The organism is Tissierella pigra (assembly GCF_009695605.1).
GTDB lineage: Bacteria > Bacillota > Clostridia > Tissierellales > Tissierellaceae > Tissierella > Tissierella pigra.
Genome location: NZ_VUNQ01000067.1, coordinates 1 through 17,006 on the forward strand (window position 1 = coordinate 1; position 17,006 = coordinate 17,006).

Below are 17,006 nucleotides of genomic sequence, written 5' to 3' on the forward strand. Positions count from 1 at the left end.
TGGAAAAATTGGCAAAGTTAGTTTGATTCTATTTTAAAATATGGGACGAAGTTAATGGAAGATTATGCGGATTTACACCATTTCTATATAACTTCGTCCCATATTATTTTTGGGCACATAGCCATCTGCAACCTGATCGATTATTTCACCCTTAATCTTCTCAAGTTCTGACGATGTTAAATCATCATTTAGTGCTAGTATTGCTACACCCATTAATTCAGCATCTACCATCTCAACAGAAAATTCATATTTAGCTACCTTTCCATTAACACTGTCATGTCCATCGTAGTATTTCATCAAGCCTCTTTGTTCTTCTCCTGAAAGAGTGTCTCTTTCTATAGCTTCAAGGATCTCATCTATATAATCAACTATTTCAAAGTTTCCTAATTCCATTGGTTCATCTAAGGTTTCTCTGTAACCATAATCATTTTGTATATCATAGGTTGTAATAGTTAAGGGCATATATAATTTTAATGTCTTTAATTCTCTTTCTTCTGGAACCATTATGCCAAGATTTTCAAACAATAAACTGGCAAGCTTTTGATTATATCCGTGATAGATAATATATCCCTTGTCTGAGAATGAACCTAATTCATTATTTGATTTCTCTATACCGTATTTTTTAAAATCAATATATTCTTCTAAATTATGATCATATTCAAAATGCCCTGATTCACATATCATATATCTTCCATAGCTTTCAATGTCTTTTATTCCATCGAATAATTCAAATTCATACATGGAGTCTGCTAGAGAAAATACTTCATCAACAGTTTGTGGATTTACATAGTCCATAAGCCTTTCAAAATATCTTATATCACTTCTCATTTCTTTTAGTTTATCTGCTAGATTATTTAAAGTATCTATTTTATTTAATGATGTTAGATCATCAGGGATAATATTTAAGATTCTGTCAGGAATGTTATAGCTATCGATAGTAACTTTGCAGTCATCTAGGTAAGGTGTTCCTAATCTCATCAGTGCCTTAGTAATTTCAACATCAGAACAAGGTATATATATAAATTCACTCCCGCCCTTTACTTTTAATTCAACTGTCGCCATAGTGTCCTTCCACTCATATGGTGGGAACTGCTCCCCATTATATACTTGCTCTGGCTCATTACTGTTTTTATATAGAACACCATAAGGTGTGATTATAGAACTAGGATTGTTTTTTATTACATCCATTGCATATGATTCACCGTCAAGTTCATCTAATTCTTTTGTTGATACTGCTTGCCTCTCTGTTAGATATAGGTCTTTTCCTATAGCTTCTAGATTATCAAATTCAGATACAAGACTATAGCAATGCAGATTAAAACTTAGATTTATTAATTCTGTCATTGTCTTAGGGTTTTCTGCAAAGGATGCAGCATAGAATCTTTCTATCTCCTTTTGACTAAATCCATCTAGCCTTTTCATTAAATAGTTTAGCTCATCTATATTACAGTTTTTATTATGCAGTATCCTTAGAAAGTTTCTATCCATACTATTTTCAATATAGCAATTTGATTCTGTAGTCATTTCTATTCCAAGCTCACTGCATATTTTATCTAAGTTTTCTTCTTCAATAGGAAACCATATGGTTTTAGTCTTTTCATTTTCTCTATTCAGTTTTTTAATCGTAATGTTCAAGATCTATCCCTCCATTCTACTTTGTAATTAGAAATACATCTGTACCATACCTTGTGATTAATGAGGCATTAATAATAGCCTTAAAGACCTTATCATCAATTAAATCTACATCAGCTATTTCACTAATCTCAATGCTTTCTTTTCCTGTCCATATGGTTTTAGCCATTTGATATACGGCATAGCCATCTGTACTAATTTGTTTAAGGTTACACTTATTAAAATCAAATTCATTTGGTTTTACTGTATGCTCTTGTAGACTCCATAAAGTTTCATCAGAGGTCAAAAGGAATATGACTGCAATGTATCTTGGAGATATATCATATATATCAAAATCTTGTTCGTAAATCACACTATAGAACCTTTCCTTATGAACATTATTTAAAAATATTTCTCCTTTAAAGCTATTTGCAAGAAGTTTTAGCCTATTCTTAAATGAATAATTTTTTATTTTTCCAAAGCATTCTTTTATTAATTTTTTGTATCCCACCTTATCAAAATTAGATAGAATACTAGAATGGATGTATCCCCAATCATTGCATCTATTACTAATATTAATCACATTACAATTACAATCTCCTACAACCCCCTCACAATTAAAATAGTTGTTAATCACTATGCCACTTCTCCTTGGTTGGAAATTTGGAATCATAACCATTAGCTGCTCTATTCCCTCTAGTGATGTACCATACATAAATAATTTTGACATTGTTCTCATTCCTCTCTTTTATTTTTGGACATAAAAAAATGGAGAAGTTTATAAAACTTCTCCATTTTTATTTTATTATTTAATTTTCTTTATATAAAAATAAATGTATTAGAATCTTTCACAATCTAATACATCTATGATTTCCATCTTAAATCTCTATAATCGTTATTTCTTAATTGTTAGTTGCACATAATATAAATGATGTGTCATAGATAAAAATAATTTTATGCTTATTTTAAACCCGATAAATTGGAATTTGTTTGGTTAAATATACTGCTAATGTTTCCATACAAATATCTAGTCCCATATTTTATCAAAACTATCTATTCATAATATTTTACGCATTATTACTTGTTTATCTTGCCTTTTCACTTCAGTAAATCCTACTTTTTCATATAGTCTGATTGGACCATTATAATCGTAGTACACATGGTCGTTGTACAACTTTGCATATCCCTCAACTGCTGCATATCCTCGAGCTTTTGCATCAATGCAAATACGTTCAAGAAATGCAGTTGCAATGCCTTTACCACGATATTCTGGAGCTATTTCGAAACATACGACAGAATATGTTTTTCCGCATTTATTTTGGCGAGCAAAATCTGGCACAAATGCCGAATAGCTGTCCATATCCGCAGCATTGCACCAACCAATAGAAACATCTTCATCAAAAGCTAGATAGCCATGAATCCTGCCTTCGTTTAACATTTCTACAGCATATCTGCGAATGGTTCCTTTGATATCATTCCCGAACTCACTCACCATTTTTTTTTCAGTCACCTTATCCATATTTGGTGATGTGCAATAACACGGTCCATTGGGATTGCCGTCAGAAAATGCTCGATTATCAAAAAAATCTAGGTAATCTTTTGTTAATTCCGGACTCAATTCCTTTATGTCATAAGTCATAATCTATCTCCTTTTCAAAATATTAATTTACTTTACTATACCTTCAATTTATTATGTTTATCCCTGAAAATTCCTATTTATCTGATTGAATTCATGTTACACAAACAACTACTAATGTTCATCTATAGTATATAATTCACCTACCATAATATCAACCAAATTTAACCATTTACTCTTCATATATCTCTGTTTATCTAATGTCATCTGTCAAATGCCCTATTTTTAAGGGCCAAAAAACGGTGTTTTTTCACCGATTTTTGACCCATTTTTCGTCCTTAAACCACTATATGTTGTGGTCGAACCCTATCATTTTTCCCCCTAACCACAATACGTCATCAGAATTATACTCTCCACGTGCCTTGAGAGGTCAATAATGATGTCTTTTGATCTTGACTGCTGATAAATTATATAATATTTTATTGTATTTCTAAATAATGCAATATTAATAAGCTTCTAAATGTCAAATCACACATACGTCTTTTTTCTGTCCTCCAGTCTTTTTCCAATGCTAAACCAATATAAGTACCCCACTTTGTGAAATAATAGTGACTTAATCTTTTTTTGAATATTCCGTCATCTTTATATAAAATATTAATGAGAAAATCAACTTGATTCTTTAATTCTTCTATATATTTCACTATTCCAAGTCTAGATAGTAATTCCATTCTATGAAACCATATCATCCAATCCTTATCTTTAAAAGTGCTCATATCTGGACAAAAATCATGCATACAAAATGAAGCTGGTGCAATCAATTGATGTCCTTTTAATACAAGTATATCAGGAATAGGTGATAACCTTATTAATTGACGTATTGACGAAATAATTATTTTTTCGTTTTCTTTACTTCTCCATGTTTTTGTAAAAGCAAGAAGCCTAAGATCATATATACTTGGCCACTTTACTTCATCTTTAAAAATTAATTTGTTTTTATACTCCTCAGTAATATCTTCTATTCTGTCTATAGAAAGCACAAACTCAAATTTATCTATTGCAGATTGTATTTGATCTTGGATAAACTCTTTATCTTCTACACCTGCATAAGCAAAAATAGTTGCTCTAATTAGCTTTGAACCTCCAAATCCTTTTTCATCTAATACCTCGCCTACATTAAATAGACATCCTTTATCAAATGTATCCTCTCTTCTTTCTAATTCATTAAGCATTTTTTGCATTGGAAATCCTTTTGATAATACACCTTTTTCTGATAATAATCTTATTGCTGTTTCAATTCCTTTCTCACTATGGAAATCCTCATCTATCCAACCATCGGGATTTTGTCTTGCTAAAAATTCCTGAATTAGTTTATCCTCTAATATTTTACTTTGCAATGCTTCTTCTTCATATGAATCCATGTCACGTAGAATTTCTTTTTTTAGCCTATATCTTATGGACGGACAAGCATTATCTAATAAAAATTCAATGGCTTTATTCATGTTATTCCTCCAAAACAGATATTTATTTTTATTTACTCCTTACCTCTTACATAGCATTATTTAACTGTAAATCAATCATTCATAGAATATCTCCCCCTATTTCAGTCATGTTACTCATCAATACCTCTAACAATTCTTTCTAATGTTAGAAGTCTTTTTTATTATCATTGTTTCTTCCTATTCGGCAAAAGAGGAATATTTTTATTATTACTTTTTGTAAATTGATTAAAGAAATTTGCTATGCTACTTCTTTTCACCAAGTAATCCTTTTTTAACTCTGGCATTCAATTCACCGATACCAACTTAAGTTTATCTCTCTTTATCCATCTATGGACTTGCCTTACCTAGCACAAGAAGATGATTCTCTATTCTTTGTAAAAATCAAATGGATAGTGGTATACATTGATAATACCACTCTTAATTTCTATAGTACATAGGAAAGTTGTTATAAATGCATCAAGATTTTATATCTCAATGCATTTGTGGTTTTAAGCATATTTAGATTTTATAGTAAAGGATTAATTAGTGATAGGATAAAGCTAACTAATCAGAATAATTACTTCCTAACTTACTTAATTCATCCCTTATTATTTCCTTATCCAATCTCTCAAATAAAATATCAAAACCCTCTATTTTATATCCTATTTCTAGATTAGTATATTCCCAAGTTTTTACATCACAATTTAGCCAACTCTTCACTTTAGCTGATGAGAAAAGTAAAAAGGGATGCAATAAATTTGCTATATTTATTATAGCTATTAAACAATTATAAATGGTATTTGCACACTGATCCTTATCTGCATTTATGGTAATCCAAGGAGTTTTTTCATCAAAGTATTTATTAATACTTCTCACAAAATCAAAAATTTCATCTATAGCTATCTTTAGATTTCCTTTTTCAATAAATTCGCCAACCTTTTTATATAATAGTTCAATCTCTACTTTAATGTGTGGCTCTATTTCACCCTTTGGTATTCTACTATCATAATATTTTTTTGCAAATACTAAAGTTCTGTTAACTAAATTTCCATAGACACCTAGTAGTTCACTATTGTTTCTACAGACCATAATACTAAAATACAGTGGTAACGATTATTTTTCATTATTTTCTTTTATCTGTATCGCTAATTGAGCAAATTTCTCAGGTTCCTCAAAGTGAGGGAAATGTGCCGATTCTTCAAACCATATGATTTCTTTTTTAGGAGCGATAATATTATTATAATAATGTTCTACTAAAATAGAAGGGGTATTATAATCATATCTACCTACACAAAAGTAAATAGGTACTTTCACTTCAGGCAAATCCCTCATGAAATCTAGGTCATTATTATGCCCCCACATGGTATCTGCGGTAAATTTATTGCCCAGAGCAAATTTTAATCCATCAATCCCTGTATACTCTGGAGAAAAAAAACTTGAAAGAATGATATCTTTTAATGTATTAACTTTTCTTTCCACGCCTCCATATTTGCCAAGCCATTTTCTTTGAGTCGCCCTATCTCTAACTTTTTTTTTGTAAGGAGGTCGTCCGATTTTCTCTAAATCTTCTAATGCTTTCTCATTATTCTCTTTTTGAGCCATCTCTACAACATAGTCATAAGAAACCACTTCATTATCAATCCCATTTACTACTTGCCCAATACTTATAAATGCTGTGATTTTTTCCGGATACCGATCTATGATATATAAGCCTAATTCACTTCCCCAAGAATGACCAACTAAATATATTTTTTCTTTGTTATACTTTCTACATAGATAGTCTATCAGTTCTTTACCGTCTTCTATAAACTGTTCTCTGTTCATCGTTTCTTTAGGGATATTAAAAGAAAATGACATTCCAGATCCTCTTTGATCCCAATTAACAACAATAAAGTTATCCTCTAGTTCCTCTTGATATTTTCTTGCATATGAGATTTGTGAGTATCCTGGACCTCCATGTAAAAAAAGAAGTATTGGATTATTAATATCTCTACCTCTTATCATTATATATTGCTCTATTCCACCTATTTCTACTTTTTGAATTGATGCAATACTGTTATTTCCTTCATTCTGTGGTGTTCTAGATGGTATTAATAATACAAGTAATAAGAATATTACTAGAATAACCATAGTTAGCTTAAAAACTTTTTTTATTAGTTTCATCTATAATCTCCTTAATATTTCCAAGGTTAATTAGGAAATTAGGATTGTAATAATAACCTTGAATTAGATTATCTCCATCATTTCCATCCTTAAAAGGATGTATAAATACAAACTTTTTATGAAGAAGGGCTGCAAATTCTACTACAAACTTCAATTTTACTTGTTTTCTAATTATAAATATTGTATCATACAGCTTTTATCAAATAAACATATATTTCTCTATTCTACATATCCTTAGATATAATCCATCTTCCATCACAATAATCCTCAAATTTTTATTATGGATATGTTCCCAAGTACAAAAAAGACATTGAATGTCATCTGCACATTCAATGTCTTGTAACCTGTCAAACTATTGGTATTACTATGTTTTATTGCTTTTCAAGCCTAACAATACTTTCAACATGGCTTGAGTTAATAGAACTGATGTCATTTTGATTTTTGCTTACTACTCCCATTTGAAATATTTTATAGAAATTCCTGCGCACAGCATGGTTACTGTCCCCATAACAATAACAGGTAGTTTTATATTATCTACTGTAAGTCCGAGGAAAGTTGCTTTCATCAACTGAATACCTTGTGTCATAGGAAATACTCTTACTATTTTTTGAATAACCTCGGGCATGACTTCAAAAGGAAGTGTTGTTCCGGAGAAAATTAACATTGGAAAATACAATAAGCAAGCAATGACGCTTGCACTCTTCGAATTTTTTGCAATACCGCCTATCATCATTCCAATACTTAAAGTAGATATCATAGTAAGCAGCCAGCTGCCTAAAAATGCTAACCATGAACCATGTATTGTTACTTTCCAAAATATCATCGCCACAAGAATCAAGGTAATCATAGATACTAAACAATAAATCATATAAATAGTAAGTTCAACAGCTAGAAGCTTTATAGGACTAACAGGTGTAACCTGAAAGCGTTTCAAAATTTTACGCTCTTGATATTCAGATACAACAAGGGGTAACCCCATCAGACCTCCTGCACAGATTGAAATCGTACAAAGAGCACCGAATGATTGTTCCATAAATGTATATTCCACTCCATAAGCAGCAGGCTTTGTACCATTCAAAAATCCAAGAATCACCAGAACAATCAACGGCATGATGACAGCAAAAATAACCATATTCATATTTCTGATGTTAAGCTTCAATTCATTTTTTAATAGTGTTAAAAAAGATTTCATTCTCTATCAACCTCCTCATCAGATAATATCAGATACGCATCCTCAAACTTTTTACTGCCACTTACTACCTTTGATTCTTCCACTGTTCCATAGAACACAACTTTACCTTTTTTCAAAATACATATCTCGTCACATAGTACTTCCACTTCATCCATGAAATGAGAAGTTAAGAAAATACTTAAGCCTTTCTTTTTTAGATCAGATAAAATCTTCCAAACATCACGACGCGCTTTTGCATCAAGTCCTGTGGTCAATTCATCAAGAAATACAATCTCTGGATTTGGAATTAAGGCAAGAACAATGAACAATCTTTGTCGTTCACCGCCAGAGAGACTTTTTACAGCATTTTTTATTTTGTTTCCGATGCCGAATTGACTGCAGAGTTCCCTCCAATCCGCAGGAGTTTTGTATAGACAAGCGGTTTCTTCACATAACTCTGAAACTTTAATTTCTGGCTGATAATCACACTCTTGAAACTGAACACCTACTTTTTGAAAAAGCTTGCGCCTATCTTTTTGTGGATTGTAGCCTAGAATGGAAACTTGCCCTTTATCAGCTTGCTTTGTTCCCAAAATACATTCGATTGTCGTACTCTTACCTGCACCATTTGCTCCCAGCAAGCCAAAAACCGTACCACGTTTTACGGATAAACTTATATTATCCACTGCAAGCAGATTGCCATATGTTTTTGACAACTGATCAACTTTAATTACTTTCTCCATTTCATCGCCTCCTTATTTTTATCAAATAAAAGAATACCACCGATCAAAACATTGGTGGTAAAATGGAGGCTTATAATTAAAATAAATTTTTCATTTCATATAGCATTTCAATTATTTTCCTTGCATTATCTTCAGCAGCAGTTAACGATAATATTAATATGTCGCAAACAGAAATAATATCATCATTTGATTTTGGGGTATTTAAAGCTGCTCGTATATCGGTATTGGAATTATGGAATAACTGTTGCAACATACGCAAAATTGATTCAAGGGAATAGTTTGCACATCTTAGTGAACGGATAATTTTTAATCTTTTTATATCATCATTTGTATAAACACGATAGCCATTTTGTCTCCTTTTGACTTGTATTAATCCATTCATTTCCCAATTTCGCAATGTATCCATTGAAATATTTAGATATTCTGATACTTCTTTTCGTTTCATGCAAAGCATATTTGTATCTTCACTGCCAGATAAAATATCATGAGCAACTTGAATGGCTTCTTCTGCATTATGACGCTCTTGTTGTAATTGTTTCAAATACTCATCTGTAAGTAAAATAGCTCTATCATAATCTCCTGTTGCAGTAGTCTTTACCATTTCAACAATTTTCTTTCTCAAACCATTTTGCAGTATTTCAATTTGAAATGCAGTACGAGCAAGTTTGATTTGCATTATATGCAAATCAGTAAATATCCGATATCCATTTTCTTGTCTTTCTGGTTTGCTAATCATTCCCCATTCTTCATATAAACGCACTGTATTGGGATGTATGCCAACAATCGTCGCAACTTCAGCAGTTTTATATTTTTTCAAATTATGCACCTCCTAATATGAACGTAATATAGCATAACACAGATTAAAAGTATGGTGTTATAATGGATAGTTTGTCTTTGAAGTGTAAAGGAGTTTAATCCATGTTACCTCCACACCCCCACGATTTCATCTAATCTGTCAACTCAACCCTACCTAATTCCAGTCATAAATTCATCCCCCAAAAACACCCTCGATATGTTTCCATGAACACATATCGAGGGTATAAGTCGAGTTGACAGCTTTACTTTTGTTTTATATAACCTAGTATTTTCAAGGCTTTTGGTGCTTTATTTTTTCGATATCAAACAGACCGTCTCCACATGCCTTGAGGTGACAATAAAGATGTCGTAAATTGATATTACCCCCTTAGCGGAATGATTTCCTCTTTACAAATACCTTCTTTGTCTTAATAACTTTTTTGTATTAATTGTAGAATCAAGCTACAATCAACAAAACCTTCAAAATTAATTCTATCGTTGAAAGCTTTACTCATTATAACTTGAAATACTGACCTAATTTTAGATTACCATAAACACAGTAGGCTTACTATTGTTTCATTATCTTCATTAATAAAAGAGCCTTAAGGCTCTTAATAATATATTATTTGAAACATAAATAATCTTCAAATATTATACTCAATTCCAGGTAAACTTAGAAGACAGCTTATATATGTCTTCTTTATCTCATAATTGTTATTCACTCTTTCTTGACTTGATGAGAAAAATATTTGCTTTCTTGCTCTGGTTACACCCACATAAAATACACTTAATTCTTCTAAAAATTTATCCTCTATACTTTTAGGCTCATTTAATATGCATCCCATATTATATATTTCCCTATAACTATATTTACACGAACCACATAGGCCATAATAATTTGGGAAAACAAATTGCTCCATATCAGGCATAATTACATAAGACCACTCCAAACCTTTTGCTCCATGTATGGTTGATAAAATAACATTTTTGCTTATATTCTCCATATGTTGCTTCAAAACATTATTTTCAAATGTGTCTTTAATAAAACTTATTTTATCTTCAACATCTAAAAAACTATATTCAATAATGATTTTATCGAAAAATACCTTTAGTAGACTTAGTAAAGATTCAGTAGTGGCACTTTGTTCACCTTCAAATTTTTCTTCTACTTTATTATATATTCTGTTTAAAATACTTTTTGATATTCTATTACCTTCATCACTTTTTAGATGCTCATTAAATTTTTGTAGGCACAACCTATGGAAATTAATATATTCAGAATCATCATCTCTAAACAATCCAAAGAAATAATCAATATTTTGCTTCTCCAATTCAGCAATTATAATTCCCACATTAATACTTCTTTGTTTTACTAAAATAGCAATTTTATGTTCGGGATCCTTTTTTATTAATTCTATAATTTTTTCAGTTACCCATTTTGCCTCATCTTGTTGATTTTTAGTTACTGACAAATTAATTCTTGCATTTTCTTCTATGTTAGGATGCATTATATCTTCTGCATTTGATCTTATGTTCTTATCCAAAATTAGCATTTCAGCATTATCTTTAAATCTATAATTCTTATTTAGTTCTATTTTTTCCATTTTATAATAATTTTCAGCACTTGATATTAAATTTGGTATAGCACCAATAAATCCATATATTCTTTGCAACGAATCTCCCATAAATATTACATTTGTTTTTTCTGAAATTAAGGATTTTAATAAGTTCCAACTTAATATGTTGGTATCTTGAAATTCATCAACTATTATTACTGGAAAGTAGCCTTGGTAGAACTTTTTAACATTAGAAAATTTTTTAAAAAGTTCTATAGCTAAAATTAATATTGCATTATATGGAATCATATTGTTAGGTATAAAAGTTTCATTAATGATTTCTATGTAACTATTAAAATTAGATTTTATGTAATCTATATTTATTTCTTTTACCGCTTGATTAAAATCTGATATCTCTCTAGATTGCTCTAAGCTTAATCCTATGCCTAATTGATAAATCTTTTCCATATCACTATCATCAACCGAATCAAAAAAATTAATATTTCTTAGATTCTCATGTATTAGGTATCCATATAGATTTAAAATGTGTCTTGCAAAACCATGATAATTTGAAATATAAACCTTATCATTAACTTTTAGCGGATGAACATTATCTACATCAATCATTTTGGGCAACTCTTCACTAACATCCTTTTTCATTTTATATGCAGCATTGACACTAAAGGTTAAGGCAAGTATTTTCTTAGGGTTTGGTAACTCATTACTAGCAATTATATAAGCTATTTTGCTAATAATAGTTTTTGTTTTACCACATCCTGCTGGTGCTTCTACTATTAATTTGTTTGCATTGGAAAATATCACTTCCAACTGATTTTCGTCATTATTATGAACGTCTTTTATTCTTTCTATTATATTTTGTTTGCTAACGCTACTCAACATTCTCCAACAGCTCCTTTGCCTTTTTTATAGCATCAATGTATACGGTTGGAATATCTTCTTTTTCTAGAGAATAACCGATAATTCTTCCTAAAATAATGGTTTTATTTATATCTAACCAAGTTAGATATATAAGTTTTGCCATGTCTTTATCATTTATTTCAGCATCAGCAATCTTATATGGACACATTACATCAGGAATATCTAGGTTATATTTTTTTATACGTTTATTTAATGCATTCTCTTCTAGTGTTCTTTCGCTGCCCATCACATCGTATTCGCAAACAATCTCTCTTAAAACTTCAATTTTTCCCTTATCAATTAAGGTGTTTACTATATCTTCCTCAAAATCCTTTCCTAGTGTATGATAAATATTATCGATAGCTCTGTAACTTTCTTTATACTTATCCTGATCTATTATTCCTATACTTTTTATTCCAAAACTTTCTAATAAATCTTTTATTGGAATTACTGAGTTTGCACCTGAAGCTTTAATTATACTAATTCCAAGATAATCAAAATCAATTTCTAGCTTTTCAGCAAATATTGGAATGCTACTAAATTCAGAATCTCCTTCTACTATTATTACACTTCTAGCAAAGAATGCTTCTTTTATATATGCAAATTGAGCAAGAAGATGTTTTTCAATTTCAGCCTCCATTCTAATATCAATTCCACTTTTTACGTTTAGCTTATGTCCACTGCCTTCGTAAAACCTGATAATCTTTTTATAATCATTCGTCAAAATATTTGGTGAATGTGTGGTAGCAATTATTTGACCCATCACATTGTCTATATCAAAAATAGTGTTTAGTAAGTCACTGAAGTTACTATCCTTGTTCTCTATAATTCTTATAAGATTTTTTATTAAAGAACGCTGCATATGAGGATGAAGATGAATTTCCGGTTCATCCAACCCAAGAATAATTGGGATACAATTTTCTCCATCTTCATTTTGCATTACAGATTTCTCCAATCTCGTTTTATTCATATTCAATATCTTTTCAAATATTGTAAGGGTGATCATTGATAAGAACTGTATACCAGACCCAACATCTTTTAAATCAAAGTTGTTAGAGTCTGCTAACACAACAACCTTTGATAGCAAATTTTTAATATCTTTATCTAGATTAGCATGGATTGAAAAGTCATTAAATGACTTAATTTTTATCAAGTTTCTATTAATATAATCTAATAATCCATCTAATTCTTCAGTCTTTATAAAATCAATATCACTAGTTTCTTGACTATCTAAATATTTTGAAATTAGATGTCCTAAAAACTTGCCAACTCCTCTATTTCTATCAAAATTTAATTCAGTATTTGGTAACCTCAATGAATTATAGTTTATATAATTAACGCACTTTATCAGTGAATTAGATATAATCGTATCTGTTTCAAGGTGTTTAAATATTATTATACTGTCAACTGTATCTTGGACTGCAATAATATTAATATTATCCGACTCTTCTGGATCAAACAAATCATTAAATAAACCTTTTTCAGTTTCAAACAAAGATAAAGTCATTTCAATTCTTATTGGTTCATCTATGTTGGCAAAATCCTCCACACGAAAACTATTGAAGTTATAAAGTATATTAAATAAATCTAAAAGATTAGATTTTCCCAAATTGTTTTCTCCGACAATGAAATTATTTATAGGATGAAAATTGATACATATTCCATCCAGATTTCTATAATTATTAATACTTATTCTCTTAATTCTCAATCTATCGCCTCCAATATTATTTTTGGTTATTACAATTACACAATTGACCTAATCTATTAAATTGGATTTATTGATAAATTCTGCTATATCTATATAAAAATCATTTTTATCAAACATATTCAAAACATGGTCACAATACTTCTCTATAAGCTCCTTAACTTCATCATCAGCATGTCCTTCTCCATAGGATTTAATCTCATTCACGTATGTTTCTATAGACTTTAACTGCTCCCATTTTTCAATATGTTTTACAATTATAGATTGCTGCTTAATTTTATTCTCTTTCTGTTTTTTCTTCTCTTCTTCTTTTTCCTCTTCTTCCCACCTTAACTTTCTTTGTTCATATTCTTCTTCCTGTTTCTTTTCAATCTCCATGCTTTCCTTAAATAAATCAATTAGAATAGGGCGAATTGCAATAAATATATCTGCAATTTGATTATTTAATGATAGATTTTCCTCATCAAAAACAATCTCTTCTTGTTGTTTTGAACTGCTCTTTACTGTGTGAATCTTAAAAATTAATTTACCAGTATTAATTGTGTCATATAACGGTCTCATAGTCTTCGCATCTTTTAACTTAATATCTCGATACTTACCTCTTTTTTCTACCAGTGAGCATTCAAGAGTTCCATAAGGAAAACTAATCACTGTATTATCGTTATTTCGAGAGTCAACAAATACGGTTCCTCCTAATGCCTGTACCATTTCTATAAAACAATGCATGAATCCATAGGCCCTATTCCTCTGCTCATCTGAAACGTCTATATTAAGAACCACACTCTTATCTTGATATCTTTCATATTTCAATCTATATTGAACAGTAAAAGGTAAATAATCTTTAAATTTGTTTTTCTCCTTTGCTTTTCTAATTTCAAATTCACTATTATGCTTATTAATCAATGGATTGAATAGATTTATTTTTTCATCTACCTTTATACTCTTACACCATTTAAAGTATTCTTCCTCGTTTTCAATATTAATCTTCTGAGCATTATTCTTCATTCTCTATTTCCTCACTTTCAAAACAACACCCTACCCGATATAATATATCTACTAGTGTCTCTAGTTTTTCAGAGTCCTTAACTGTATTTGGTATAAAGTACCTAGATTTGCTGTCTTGAAGAATGGTCATTAAACCAGCCATGAAAGTTGATACTGTTGGATAATCCATTGAATTAATATATTCACGCCTTTTCTCATTATAATAAGTGTGTCTATTAATGCCCCAAGAGTCTATTTCATTGATGTGGATACCTATTATAAAATTTCTCATACCTGCAAGGGTATTAATCATATCATCCGTATTTTTCTTTATCTTATTTCTTTTACTTGTATCTGTAAAATCTACTGAAAGCTTCAATTGTAGCTTTAATTCTTTACACGTATTTCTTAGGCATACAATATCCTCAATTGTTGAAAACAAAAAATCTTTATCCTTAGTTCTCCTTGTATAACCATTAATAACAGCTATCTTCATTTTTGTATATCGCCTCATCCCCTTCTCAAATACTTGATACTTTTCAAAAAAATTTTCTTTCGTATAATTAGGTGATTGATAAGGGGATAAGAATTCCAATAATCTTGGTGCTCCAAACTGCTTAAAGCTTAAGTGAAGGTTTTTTATTATATTATCTAATGCCTCTCTGTCCTTCCAAATTTCATCATTTGACTTTTCATATATTATTGAAAGAATATAGTTTTGCCCAGGATCTTCTTTTAATATCCCATTCTTAGTTTCTATATATTTTACATTTGAATGTATTTCAGAGGGATAGCTCAGGCCTTGAATAAACACAGGGTTTAGTATTCGTTTTTTCTTCGCTAAGCTCACTCTTTTATTTTCAATACATAGTTTTACATATTCCGGCCAATATTCTTGGTCATGAACATCTTCGAATAACCAAAAATACATTATCAGCATTTCCAATTCACCTTTATGTCCATCTATGAACTCACGATGTCTGTTTCTCTTATATATATCATTAATATTGAAAGGATTATCCTGATATCTGTAATCATATTTATTGATGTAGTAAAATGTTTCAGTCTGCCTATCATACTCATGATCTACATACTTATCATAAAATTTATATGAAATCCCCCTTGCATAATCTAGCAAATCCACCTTATATTTTCTATAGACTTCTATTACCCAGTCTGAAATTGCATTGTCAAGTTCTTTCATATCAGACATACTAGGTTCTCCCATTTGAGTTTGCCTATATTCCTCTGACATTGTTGCTATATTATTTAATAGTTCTTCCGTTGCAGCAACTCCTAATTTCTTTTTACAAATATACTCTGCAACCTTTATGTCATCTTCCGGCAAATAAAATAGCTCTACATCTTCAATTTCTTCATATGCCTTAGATACTAATTTATCTATACGTTTTTTGTTTGACCAGTAATAAGAAATTATAAATTCATAAGTTGTTGGAAAGTCTTCAATTATTCCTTCTTTAAATTTATCAATCACTTGCTGAGTCTTTACTTGCTCATAGCTATAATCTTCTAAATTTAAATACTCATTAAAATAATCCATTACATATTGAATAACTGCTCCCATATTCTCTGAATGCTTCTGAAAATCAAATTCATCCAATTTATCTTTTTTCTTTCTTGAAACAATATAATCTTCAATTGTTAACATAATAGTTGCCTCCTAGCATTTATCTTGTACAATCCAAATTAATACTCAGATTACTGATTTAAATATATCTTCTACTAATTTTAGACAAGTTAGTAGAAGCATAGGCTAAATTTCTTATGCAACAACTTAATATTCTAAAATTGCTAATACCATCTATGACTTCAAATACTCTTAAAACTAGAGTTAATTAAATTACTTAAAGATTTCTTGTTCCGTGCCTTGATATTATTACCTTTATTTTATAGCATCTTCCAGCATATCTCAACTAATAATTCTAAAATTTGACAAATCACAAGTTGTTCTAATTATTTTTTTGATAAATATGCCAACATTAAAATCCTCAGCATCCTCTGAGGACTTTAGTCTTAACACATTCTTGTTACTATCAGAGCAGTAACTACCCCTATTTCCTTGTTACTGCTCTTATATTCCTAGTCATAATAGTCTACCATCTGGTCCATCACTATTCCTGATTCAAACTGTATCTCCAGTTTCTCACCCTTATTTACCTTGTAAAGGACAATGATAAAATACAGATAAAAGGTAATCAAAAAGTACAGAGTTCTTAATCAAAGAGGGAACACTACCTAAAGAATAAAAAATAATAGGTGGTGTGAATATGAAAGGAGAACTTTGG

14 protein-coding genes are annotated in these 17,006 nt (G+C 30.1%); all 14 read right to left on the minus strand.

Annotated elements, in window-relative coordinates; genetic code table 11:
- Positions 1–72: 72 nt before the first annotated feature.
- The 14 genes from FYJ83_RS18145 to FYJ83_RS18210 all read right to left on the minus strand — a co-directional run bounded on the left by FYJ83_RS18145 (position 73) and on the right by FYJ83_RS18210 (position 16,369).
- The gene (locus FYJ83_RS18145; RefSeq protein ID WP_154442910.1) at positions 73–1,635 is read right to left on the minus strand and encodes an antirestriction protein ArdA; all 1,563 of its coding nucleotides are present in this window, start codon (positions 1,633–1,635) and stop codon (positions 73–75) included.
- Between the two features lie 16 nt (positions 1,636–1,651).
- On the minus strand, positions 1,652–2,341 hold the full coding sequence (locus FYJ83_RS18150) for a hypothetical protein (protein ID WP_154442911.1): 690 nt from the start codon (positions 2,339–2,341) through the stop codon (positions 1,652–1,654).
- 327 nt (positions 2,342–2,668) lie between these two features.
- A complete protein-coding gene (locus FYJ83_RS18155; RefSeq protein WP_154442912.1) occupies positions 2,669–3,250 on the minus strand; it encodes a GNAT family N-acetyltransferase in 582 nt (193 codons plus the stop codon).
- 416 nt (positions 3,251–3,666) lie between these two features.
- Positions 3,667–4,686 (minus strand): hypothetical protein, encoded by a 1,020-nt coding sequence (locus FYJ83_RS18160; protein ID WP_154442913.1) that lies wholly within the window; start codon positions 4,684–4,686, stop codon positions 3,667–3,669.
- 543 nt (positions 4,687–5,229) lie between these two features.
- Positions 5,230–5,754, minus strand: a complete 525-nt coding sequence (locus tag FYJ83_RS18165; RefSeq protein ID WP_154442914.1) for a methionine--tRNA ligase — start codon at positions 5,752–5,754, stop codon at positions 5,230–5,232.
- 24 nt (positions 5,755–5,778) lie between these two features.
- Positions 5,779–6,828 (minus strand): alpha/beta fold hydrolase, encoded by a 1,050-nt coding sequence (locus tag FYJ83_RS18170; RefSeq protein WP_154442915.1) that lies wholly within the window; start codon positions 6,826–6,828, stop codon positions 5,779–5,781.
- Entirely contained in the window at positions 6,803–6,982 is a 180-nt protein-coding gene (locus tag FYJ83_RS18175; protein WP_195838059.1) for a Fic family protein, read from the minus strand. Before FYJ83_RS18175 ends, FYJ83_RS18170 begins: the two co-directional genes overlap by 26 nt.
- Before the next feature lie 294 nt (positions 6,983–7,276).
- Positions 7,277–8,020, minus strand: coding sequence for an ABC transporter permease (locus FYJ83_RS18180; RefSeq protein ID WP_154442916.1), 744 nt, complete (start codon positions 8,018–8,020; stop codon positions 7,277–7,279).
- The gene (locus tag FYJ83_RS18185; RefSeq protein ID WP_154442917.1) at positions 8,017–8,742 is read right to left on the minus strand and encodes an ABC transporter ATP-binding protein; all 726 of its coding nucleotides are present in this window, start codon (positions 8,740–8,742) and stop codon (positions 8,017–8,019) included. The genes FYJ83_RS18180 and FYJ83_RS18185 overlap by 4 nt, the downstream gene beginning before the upstream one ends.
- Positions 8,743–8,818: 76 nt before the next feature.
- A complete protein-coding gene (locus FYJ83_RS18190) occupies positions 8,819–9,568 on the minus strand; it encodes a MerR family transcriptional regulator (RefSeq protein ID WP_412034785.1) in 750 nt (249 codons plus the stop codon).
- Positions 9,569–10,181: 613 nt separating this feature from the next.
- Positions 10,182–11,993 carry a UvrD-helicase domain-containing protein gene (locus FYJ83_RS18195; protein ID WP_154442919.1) on the minus strand — a complete coding sequence of 604 codons (1,812 nt, stop codon included), beginning with the start codon at positions 11,991–11,993 and terminating at the stop codon, positions 10,182–10,184.
- Entirely contained in the window at positions 11,983–13,719 is a 1,737-nt protein-coding gene (locus FYJ83_RS18200; RefSeq protein ID WP_154442920.1) for an ATP-dependent nuclease, read from the minus strand. Before FYJ83_RS18200 ends, FYJ83_RS18195 begins: the two co-directional genes overlap by 11 nt.
- Before the next feature lie 48 nt (positions 13,720–13,767).
- Positions 13,768–14,721, minus strand: coding sequence for a hypothetical protein (locus FYJ83_RS18205; protein WP_154442921.1), 954 nt, complete (start codon positions 14,719–14,721; stop codon positions 13,768–13,770).
- Positions 14,711–16,369 (minus strand): hypothetical protein, encoded by a 1,659-nt coding sequence (locus FYJ83_RS18210; RefSeq protein ID WP_154442922.1) that lies wholly within the window; start codon positions 16,367–16,369, stop codon positions 14,711–14,713. Before FYJ83_RS18210 ends, FYJ83_RS18205 begins: the two co-directional genes overlap by 11 nt.
- Positions 16,370–17,006 lie beyond the last annotated feature (637 nt).

What these genes read in the sequence shown, in the direction of transcription:
- FYJ83_RS18150 (WP_154442911.1), bottom strand. Translation starts at nt 2,341, where the DNA reads ATGTCAAAATTATTTATGTATGGTACATCACTAGAGGGAATAGAGCAG.
- FYJ83_RS18155 (WP_154442912.1), bottom strand. Translation starts at nt 3,250, where the DNA reads ATGACTTATGACATAAAGGAATTGAGTCCGGAATTAACAAAAGATTAC.
- FYJ83_RS18160 (WP_154442913.1), bottom strand. Translation starts at nt 4,686, where the DNA reads ATGAATAAAGCCATTGAATTTTTATTAGATAATGCTTGTCCGTCCATA.
- FYJ83_RS18165 (WP_154442914.1), bottom strand. Translation starts at nt 5,754, where the DNA reads ATGGTCTGTAGAAACAATAGTGAACTACTAGGTGTCTATGGAAATTTA.
- FYJ83_RS18170 (WP_154442915.1), bottom strand. Translation starts at nt 6,828, where the DNA reads ATGAAACTAATAAAAAAAGTTTTTAAGCTAACTATGGTTATTCTAGTA.
- FYJ83_RS18180 (WP_154442916.1), bottom strand. Translation starts at nt 8,020, where the DNA reads ATGAAATCTTTTTTAACACTATTAAAAAATGAATTGAAGCTTAACATC.
- FYJ83_RS18185 (WP_154442917.1), bottom strand. Translation starts at nt 8,742, where the DNA reads ATGGAGAAAGTAATTAAAGTTGATCAGTTGTCAAAAACATATGGCAAT.
- FYJ83_RS18195 (WP_154442919.1), bottom strand. Translation starts at nt 11,993, where the DNA reads ATGTTGAGTAGCGTTAGCAAACAAAATATAATAGAAAGAATAAAAGAC.
- FYJ83_RS18205 (WP_154442921.1), bottom strand. Translation starts at nt 14,721, where the DNA reads ATGAAGAATAATGCTCAGAAGATTAATATTGAAAACGAGGAAGAATAC.
- FYJ83_RS18210 (WP_154442922.1), bottom strand. Translation starts at nt 16,369, where the DNA reads ATGTTAACAATTGAAGATTATATTGTTTCAAGAAAGAAAAAAGATAAA.